5 protein-coding genes are annotated in these 8,153 nt (G+C 33.9%); 1 reads left to right on the forward strand and 4 read right to left on the reverse strand.

Annotated features, from left to right (window positions below):
* Nucleotides 1–1,605 precede the first annotated feature (1,605 nt).
* The 4 genes from ES676_RS06765 to ES676_RS06780 all read right to left on the reverse strand — a co-directional run bounded on the left by ES676_RS06765 (nucleotide 1,606) and on the right by ES676_RS06780 (nucleotide 5,770).
* The gene (locus tag ES676_RS06765; RefSeq protein WP_148369566.1) at nucleotides 1,606–2,592 is read right to left on the reverse strand and encodes an NADP-dependent oxidoreductase; all 987 of its coding nucleotides are present in this window, start codon (nucleotides 2,590–2,592) and stop codon (nucleotides 1,606–1,608) included.
* A 7-nt stretch (nucleotides 2,593–2,599) separates the two neighbouring features.
* Complete coding sequence (locus ES676_RS06770) at nucleotides 2,600–3,115, reverse strand: YqhA family protein (RefSeq protein WP_148369567.1); 516 nt, start codon at nucleotides 3,113–3,115, stop codon at nucleotides 2,600–2,602.
* A 102-nt stretch (nucleotides 3,116–3,217) separates the two neighbouring features.
* A complete protein-coding gene (locus ES676_RS06775) occupies nucleotides 3,218–4,720 on the reverse strand; it encodes an aldehyde dehydrogenase family protein (RefSeq protein WP_148369568.1) in 1,503 nt (500 codons plus the stop codon).
* 216 nt (nucleotides 4,721–4,936) lie between these two features.
* The gene (locus ES676_RS06780; protein WP_148369569.1) at nucleotides 4,937–5,770 is read right to left on the reverse strand and encodes a helix-turn-helix domain-containing protein; all 834 of its coding nucleotides are present in this window, start codon (nucleotides 5,768–5,770) and stop codon (nucleotides 4,937–4,939) included.
* A gap of 258 nt (nucleotides 5,771–6,028) precedes the next feature.
* On the opposite strand from ES676_RS06780, the gene ES676_RS06785 reads away from it, so the two are divergent.
* The gene (locus tag ES676_RS06785) at nucleotides 6,029–7,204 is read left to right on the forward strand and encodes a dicarboxylate/amino acid:cation symporter (RefSeq protein ID WP_148369570.1); all 1,176 of its coding nucleotides are present in this window, start codon (nucleotides 6,029–6,031) and stop codon (nucleotides 7,202–7,204) included.
* The last annotated feature ends 949 nt before the right edge of the window (nucleotides 7,205–8,153 follow it).

An 8,153-nucleotide genomic window follows, 5' to 3' on the forward strand; every position in this document is an offset into this window, starting at 1 on the left:
GTCCAAGACCCAGAGGCTTGTCTCTTTTCGAAAAAAAATAGTACTCTCTAGAAATAAGGCTAAGAATACATAATCATAAGAGTCATAACGATTCGTTGTAGCTGTTTTGCTTTTCAAAAAAGCATCAACAATTCATTCGTTCTGTGTTCCAAGATTAACAGTAAAAAAGCTTTACATCTTATGTAAATCATCAAAGTGGTAGGTATATGAGCTGTTACAGTGCGCAAATCTATTTAATATTAATGCTTCGAGGTTCGCCTCGATAATTATTTACTTTTGTTTAAATGAAAGGATTTCAGAAACTAAAGCCGACCTCCAGAGAATAAAGGTCTTAATTCATAGAACTATTGAAAAGGTTAACAAGAAAAATAACTATAAAATAATAATATTCTTATTATTAACGTTTATTATGGCGAATATACGAGATTTTAACAGTAAAACTGATTTAACTTTAGCTTTTTACGATTTAAAGCACGAATAGAATATAGGTGTAGTTGTTTCAAGAGTGTTTATCTAGCAGTCTTGAATAGCGTTCCTTGTGTCACTATTATCTCTACTTATTTTGTGCTATCAAAAGGCTTATCAAGGGCTGTTTCTAGGTTAATTTTAAATAAAAACGTATTAGCAGATAGATCTAATAAGATGCGATAGGTGCCATTCATATTTAGACATTATCACGCTATAAATACTAATTAAAATTATGGAGAGAAAGAAAGTAACGGTGTAATTTATTGATTTATAGGTCTTGGTGATCCCAAACACACGATCGTGATGGTGCATAGGCCGAAATTTTATGATTGTGATCTTAATCGTAAAAATATTGATAAACCAAAATAACACTTAAAGCACACTGCTGTTATGTGTATAACTTGTTTTTCTACTTTATTAATAGAGTCGTGATATAAGCACAAATTTTTATTTAATGTTAGTTAATATAATTTTAATTATTATTATCGAATTCTAGAGCTACAATTAGGTAAGGTAAAGCATCAAAAAAAATCATTAAGAAGTAAGTTAATACGTGTTACTCAATATTAAATATAAATAAAAACCACTTTTAGTTGAGTGGTTTTATTTATTAATGAATGAGAACTTATTGTCGATAAAATAGTAACGTCGTAGTTAAAATTGAAAATAGAACAACATTAAGTTTAGATGGTAAATAGTAATTAATGTCTGCTATTACAACTCTGAAAATAATAATTTGATTAATGGTTTCTCTTTTTGAGCGTTTTAGCTCATAGCTACCAGCTGTGGCAGAGACAAAAACAGTCTGAGATTTTATTTTTTTTAATTCTTCAAACCTTAATGGGCTATATTTGCGGTATCATTACATGCCAATATTTGTAACGGCAATAAGTTTTGCAATGGCTTATGTTGGTTCACCAGAAGGCGTATAGTTTGAATGTAAAATAAATGAATCTTGTTCCATAATCTACGATCTTTATTCGTGATTTCTCTTAAGATACAATAATTAGGAAAGTATTTGCTTGTTGTTTGAGCACTTACTGTTCTCTAATTATTTTTGTTATTCTTTTTTCTGATAGACAAAACAATAAAAGTTTTATCCTTATCCTCTTCTTTAACACATCCGCTACTTATAATTTACTTCATTTTAATAACAACTTTACCTTTAGTTCTTCCGTTTTTAACATGTAGAAAGGCCTTTAAGGTGTCTTTAAAAGGAAATACTTTATCAATAACAGGTTGAATTTTCTGTGCCTCTACAAGTTGCGTTATTTCATCAAGTTGCTTAGCGTTTGCTTTGAGAATTACAAGACTGTAAGAAGCCGATTTTAATTCCATTTGCTCTGTTATTTTCTGTCTTTTCTGCTTTAAATCATCTTGGTTTGCCCCCATTTTTTTGGCAGTTTCCTCGTCAGGAGGTCCTACCAGGCTGATTACTTTCCCTCCCTCTTTAATTACTTTAAAAGCATCTTCAGTATATGGATCTCCAAGAGGATCTAAAACTATGTCCAAATCTTTGACAATAGTTTTGTAGTCTTCGGTTTTATAATCAATAACCCGATCTGCACCAAGTGCTTTTACCCATTCTACATTATCTGTACTTGTAGTAGTATAGACATAAGCGCCTTTTGCTTTTGCTATCTGAATGGCTATAGAACCAACCCCGCCTGATCCTGCATGAATTAGTATTTTATCACCAAATTTTAACTGACCTCTTTGCAAGGCTTGTAGAGCGGTAAGGCTTACCAACGGTAAACTTGAAGCCTCTTCAAAATTTAGATTTTTCGGCTTTAGACTTATATTATCTTGGCTAATCGCGACGAATTCAGCAAAGGTTCCTTGCTTATTATGATAGGTATACACGTCATCTCCAATATTGAAACCTGTTACATGTTCTCCTACCGCAACAATTTTACCACTTACGTCATAACCCAAAGTTGCAGGTAAGGTGTAATTCTTTTTAGTTTTCCATTTTCCATTTAAAACTTTTATACCTAGAGGATTTACACTAGCGGCAAATATTTCAATTAAAACTTCATCTTTATTAATTGTTGGTTTTTCAATTTCAGAAAATTTTATGCTTTCCGAAATTTCTCCGTAACCGATATGTTGTATTGCTTTCATAATTTACTTATTTTAAATTGTTAGTACTATCTTCTTTCTTAAGTTTTAATACTTTTAAACCTATAGCCATTAAAACAATGGAAATAGGAAGGATTAATAATTCCCATTTTAAATTATCGATGTTTACAAAAACCACTTCTAAGAATTTTACAAATAGAATGATGATGATTACTTCGGCTAAAACATTTTTTAAATGCCCAATATTGGGTGTTTGAATCCAATTTAATACGCCACTATTTTTGGTGCTAGAGGTATTTGAAATAAACAAGGTGTATATGCCATGAGCAAAAATAAACAAGACTAAAGCGATTAAAAAGGTGTCTAAAGATTTTATAAGATAGGTGATGCCAATATCGGCGCTATGTAAATGCGCTTTGCCTTCTGGAATATAACCTAAAAAAAACACACGAAAAGCATTAAGCGTTTTTAATGCGCCCACGATAAATAAAAGTAATGAGCCTAAAAGCGAAAATATAATGGCAATCCAGCTGATATATCGAAAGGCGTAAAATGGTTTTTTCATAATTAAAAAGTAATTAAAGTCTTCAGTTAAGACAGGTGATTAAAGCAAAAAACCCCGGCAGGGCCGGGGTTTTTATTATAAACTTTTAGTAAAAAGTCTTAATTAAAAGAATCCAACTGGTTTCTTGTCGTAAGAGATTAACATGTTTTTTACAACACGGTAATGATCTAAAGCCATTTTATGGTTTTCACGACCGAATCCTGATTCTTTTACACCACCAAACGGAGCGTGAGCAGGGTACGTATTGTATTGGTTTACCCAAACTCTACCCGCTTTAATAGCACGAGGAACTTGGAATAATTCGTGAGCATCACGAGACCAGACACCGGCACCTAAACCGTAAGGCGTATCGTTTGCGATAGCGATAGCTTCTTCAGTAGAACTGAAAGTTGTTAAAGCGACAACTGGACCAAAAATTTCTTCTTGGAAGACACGCATATCGTTCGTACCTTTTAAAACTGTAGGTTGTATGTAATATCCGTTAGAAATTTCACCGTCGTAATTTCCAGCGTCTCCACCAGCTAATACTTCTGCACCTTCTTCTTTACCGATGTTAATATAACCTAAGATTTTGTCGTATTGTGCTTTAGACACTTGAGAACCAATCATAGTTTCTGGATCAAGCGGATTTCCTTTTTGAACTAATTTTAGTCGTGCTTGCATTCTTTCTATAAAAAGATCAGCAATATCTTCGTGAACTAAAATACGTGAAGGAGTGGTACAAATTTCCCCTTGATTAAGTGCGAACATTAACGCGCCTTCAATAGCTTTACTAAAGAATTCGTCGTCTTGATCTGCTACTGAAGGGAAGAAGATGTTGGGAGATTTCCCACCTAATTCCATAGTTACAGGAATAATGTTTTCGGCTGCATTGTGTAAAACTTTACGGCCTGTTTCAGTAGAACCAGTAAATGAAAGTTTTGCAATACGTTTAGACGTTGCTAAAGCTGCACCAGCTTCGGCACCAAAACCAGTTACGATGTTTAATACACCTGCTGGTAAAATGTCACCAATAAGTTCCATTAAAGCAATAACACTAGTAGGCGTTTGTTCTGCTGGTTTTACAACCGCTGTACACCCTGCTGCTAAAGCTGGAGCAATTTTCCAAGCTAACATTAACATAGGGAAGTTCCAAGGAATGATTTCCCCAACAACACCAACAGGTTCGTTTAAAACGATGCTTAATGTATTTTTATCATGTTCAGAGATGCTTCCTTCGTCTGCACGAATAACACCTGCGAAATAACGAAAGTGATCAATACAGTAAGGGATATCTGCTGCACGAGCTTCACGAATTGGTTTCCCATTATCGATAGTTTCTAAAGTTGCTAAGTATTCAAGGTTATCCTCCATTACTTGAGCAATCTTTAATAGCATATTGCTACGATCTGTTGCTGAAGACGTACTCCAAGATGGAAACGCTTCGTGTGCTGCATCAAGAGCAAGATCAACATCTTCTTGTGTTGAACGCGCCGCTTGAGTAAATACTTTACCATCTACTGGAGATACGTTATCGAAATACTCACCTTTAACAGGGGCTACGAATTTACCGCCAATAAAATTCCCATATCTTTCTTTGAATACAGGTTTAGTTACATTTGCCATAATTATATAATTTAAATTTAGATTCTTAAATACTGCTTGCTATAACAAGCGTTTTAATTATGGTACAAATGTACGATGGATTGTTACCTTCTTATTTATGGATACGGTTCAATAACTTATGAAATTGGTTCAATGTGTTGGTTTGTATAAAAATCAGTTTCTAGTGTTTTAATAAACAGCTTAAATACAGCGACTTAAGTAGTTTGTATTTTAATTTTATATATCTGTTGGACTAATTCCGAACTTGTTTTTAAAGGCGACACTAAAGTTAGACAGGTTGTTATAGCCAATATCTAAGTAAATATCAGACGCTTTTAAGTCACCTCCTAGTAATAAGTCTTTCGCTTTTTGTAAGCGCTTATCTTGAAGCCATTTTCCCGGTGGTTCGTTATATTCGTTAGTAAAATGACGTTTAAATGTTGATAAACTCATATTACATAAAAAGGCAATTTCCTCCAGTTTTAAATTAGAGTGCACATTGCTTTCTACAATACTCTTAAAAGGAGAGACCTCTTTAGATATTAAAGAATGTAAGTAATATTCGAAACTAGAACCGTATTTATTGAGTAAATACAACATAATTTCTTCAAACTTTAAAACTAATAAAGCGTCGCTAAAACTATGATTTGTAAAGGTGTTAGAGGATAGAGAGGTAATGAACGCAGCGAGATAGTCGTCGTTTTCTATCACAAAATAAGGAACATCCTCTCTATAAGGTTTTACATCATTGGTGTATTTACTTAAAAAATCGATAAGTTTCTTTTCCGAAAAAAAGAAAAGCTTACAATAATAAGTCGCATCTATATCTAATAACTCTGTCCATAACCAATTTCCTTTCTTCAGTAATAGCGATTGTTTGTTGTTCACCGCCATTGAAGTGTTCGCAAAATGGACTTGCTTTTTTCCCACTTGAAGAAAACTGAACATATTCATACTTAAATTAACCTTACTTTTTACCACATCGCTAGACATCTTAAAATCATAAACAAATATGTCTTGTGGCTGGTGTTTGTTATCAAAATATATCTCAGGGATATTTTCTATAGGCATAGAGTTGTGTTTTAGGATATGTTTTAAAGTTTATGGAACATCAAAATTACTAAAAAAAGAGGCGACCATTTCTAAAATGCGATCTTAAATATAAACATTCGTTTGGTAAACGGCCAATAAGGAGTCCTCTAAAGTGTGTAAATAAGGAAAAAATACCAGACACATAACAGAGTCCTTCATAACAATGGCTGTATATTAGCGGACTTAAAAATAATCTTATACAAGACGCTTAATGTCTTTTACTAATTAGCATATATTATGAAACGTTTATTTTCAAACTTACTCTTCAAGGTTTTTCTTGCCATAGTTTTAGGAATCGTTTTCGGACTGTATTTACCGGAGTCTGTCAATAGAATTTTTACAACCTTTAATTCCTTTTTCGGGCAGTTTTTAAATTTTGCAATTCCTTTAATTATAATGGGATTAATAATGCCAGCAATTTCCGATTTGGGAAAAGGAGCGGGTAAATTATTATTGCTTACAGCAGCTATTGCTTATGGTTCTACTTTGTTTTCGGGGTTTATGACGTATTTTGCGACCTCTAACATATTTCCTCAACTTTTAGAATCTCACGTTAACGATGCATCGCTTATTGCAGATTCAGGCCGGGAATTAACACCCTATTTTAGTATTACCATCCCGCCGGCATTAGATGTTATGACGTCTTTAGTATTAGCGTTTGTTATTGGTTTAGGGTTGTCGTATCAAGAAAAATCAAGTTTGAAATCCGTGGTTAAAGACTTTCAGAAAATAATAATGCAACTTATAGAAAACGTGATTGTTCCTTTATTACCCTTATTTATTTTAGGAATATTTGCAAGTATGTCTTTTAGTGGAAAAGTGTTCTCTATATTATCTGTGTTTGTTAGTATTATAGGAGTGATTTTTGCCTTACACATTCTATTATTATTGCTTCAATATACTATTGCGGGCGTGTTGACAAAAAAGAATCCTTTAAAATTATTAGCAACAATGATGCCTGCGTATTTTACGGCTCTGGGCACACAATCTTCGGCAGCAACAATACCAGTTACTTTAGAGCAGTCTATGAAAAATGGTGTTTCAGAGAAAATTGCCGGGTTTGTTATTCCATTATGTGCTACCATTCACTTGTCTGGTAGTATTATGAAAATTACAGCATGCGCTATGGCGTTAATGATATTAGAAGGAATGCCGTTTAGCTTTGCGCTCTTCGCAGGTTTTATTTTTATGTTAGGAATTGCTATGATTGCAGCACCGGGGGTTCCGGGAGGCGCTATTATGGCCGCGGTCGGGATCTTACAATCAATGTTAGGTTTTACTGAAGAAATGCTAGGCTTAATGATTGCCTTATATATTGCTATGGATAGTTTTGGTACCGCTTGTAACGTTACAGGAGATGGCGCTATTTCCATAGTAGTGAATAAAATTACAAAAGAAAAAATGGTCGCTTAAACTGTAATAATATAGATAGGGCGGTTTACTAAACGATAGGGTTATAAGATGCAAAATAGTTGCTGTTTTTTTTGAAGTTATAAACAACAAATTTAGTAAAAGAGATATTATTTTATATCAAACCAGCTGGGATTAGAAAAAAGAGACTGTGGCTCAAAATTATTTAGGACTGTACCACTATGCAATACAAGGGTTAGGGGGATGGATAAATAAAGCCGATAAAATGGAGTGCAGTGAGATTATCGATTTTAAAAATTTCAATAATATACTCAATATACTCTAGGAACATATTAAAGGATTACTATAACCGAATCAGAAATACGCTTATTTACCACTTATATTATATTTTGGGCGTTACCGCATTGCAAAACACTGTTTTGTTTTGCGATGCGGTCAGGCTTTCGGCAGTCGCTTCCCGATAAAAAATCGGGAGAGCTCCAACAAAGCCTCAATCCTTAACGCAGAGATCGCGACGACCTATATTTAGAATGAGACAAGGAGTGAGTAATCCAGACCGCTGAGATCGCGACGAACGCTCTTCAAAAAACAGAAAGGAAGGAGTACCTCTTCACGCAGAGATCGCAGGTTCCATAGCAAAATTCAGTAGCCAACATAAAGTGAGCGACGATTTAAACCACACTGCTCACCAAATCCAAAGTCTTAAAAAGGCGCCTTTTTAAATTAAAGCACTATAAAAAGTACTAGGTAGCGTAAGGGCTATTCATTATTTAGACACGTATTTAAACACTTCCCCAAACGCTACCCACAAATAGAGCCTATATAGTAAGGACAACCAATAAATACGTGTCCCAATAAAAAACACATTAAAACTCATCTGTAAAACACTGATAATAAACAGTGTTAAGATTAGATTAATAAATCGTTAAAGAAAGACCTACTAAGTTAGTTGTAAATACAAAAAAGGGTTCTATCTTTGCACCCCGAAACA

Origin of the sequence: Bizionia saleffrena, from assembly GCF_008086175.1 — a bacterium.
Classification (GTDB): domain Bacteria; phylum Bacteroidota; class Bacteroidia; order Flavobacteriales; family Flavobacteriaceae; genus Bizionia; species Bizionia saleffrena.

Excerpts from the sequence above, each read along its gene's own strand:
- ES676_RS06770 (WP_148369567.1), bottom strand. The coding sequence starts at position 3,115 with ATGAAAAAACCATTTTACGCCTTTCGATATATCAGCTGGATTGCCATT.
- ES676_RS06775 (WP_148369568.1), bottom strand. The coding sequence starts at position 4,720 with ATGGCAAATGTAACTAAACCTGTATTCAAAGAAAGATATGGGAATTTT.
- ES676_RS06780 (WP_148369569.1), bottom strand. The coding sequence starts at position 5,770 with ATGCCTATAGAAAATATCCCTGAGATATATTTTGATAACAAACACCAG.
- ES676_RS06765 (WP_148369566.1), bottom strand. The coding sequence starts at position 2,592 with ATGAAAGCAATACAACATATCGGTTACGGAGAAATTTCGGAAAGCATA.
- ES676_RS06785 (WP_148369570.1), top strand. The coding sequence starts at position 6,029 with ATGAAACGTTTATTTTCAAACTTACTCTTCAAGGTTTTTCTTGCCATA.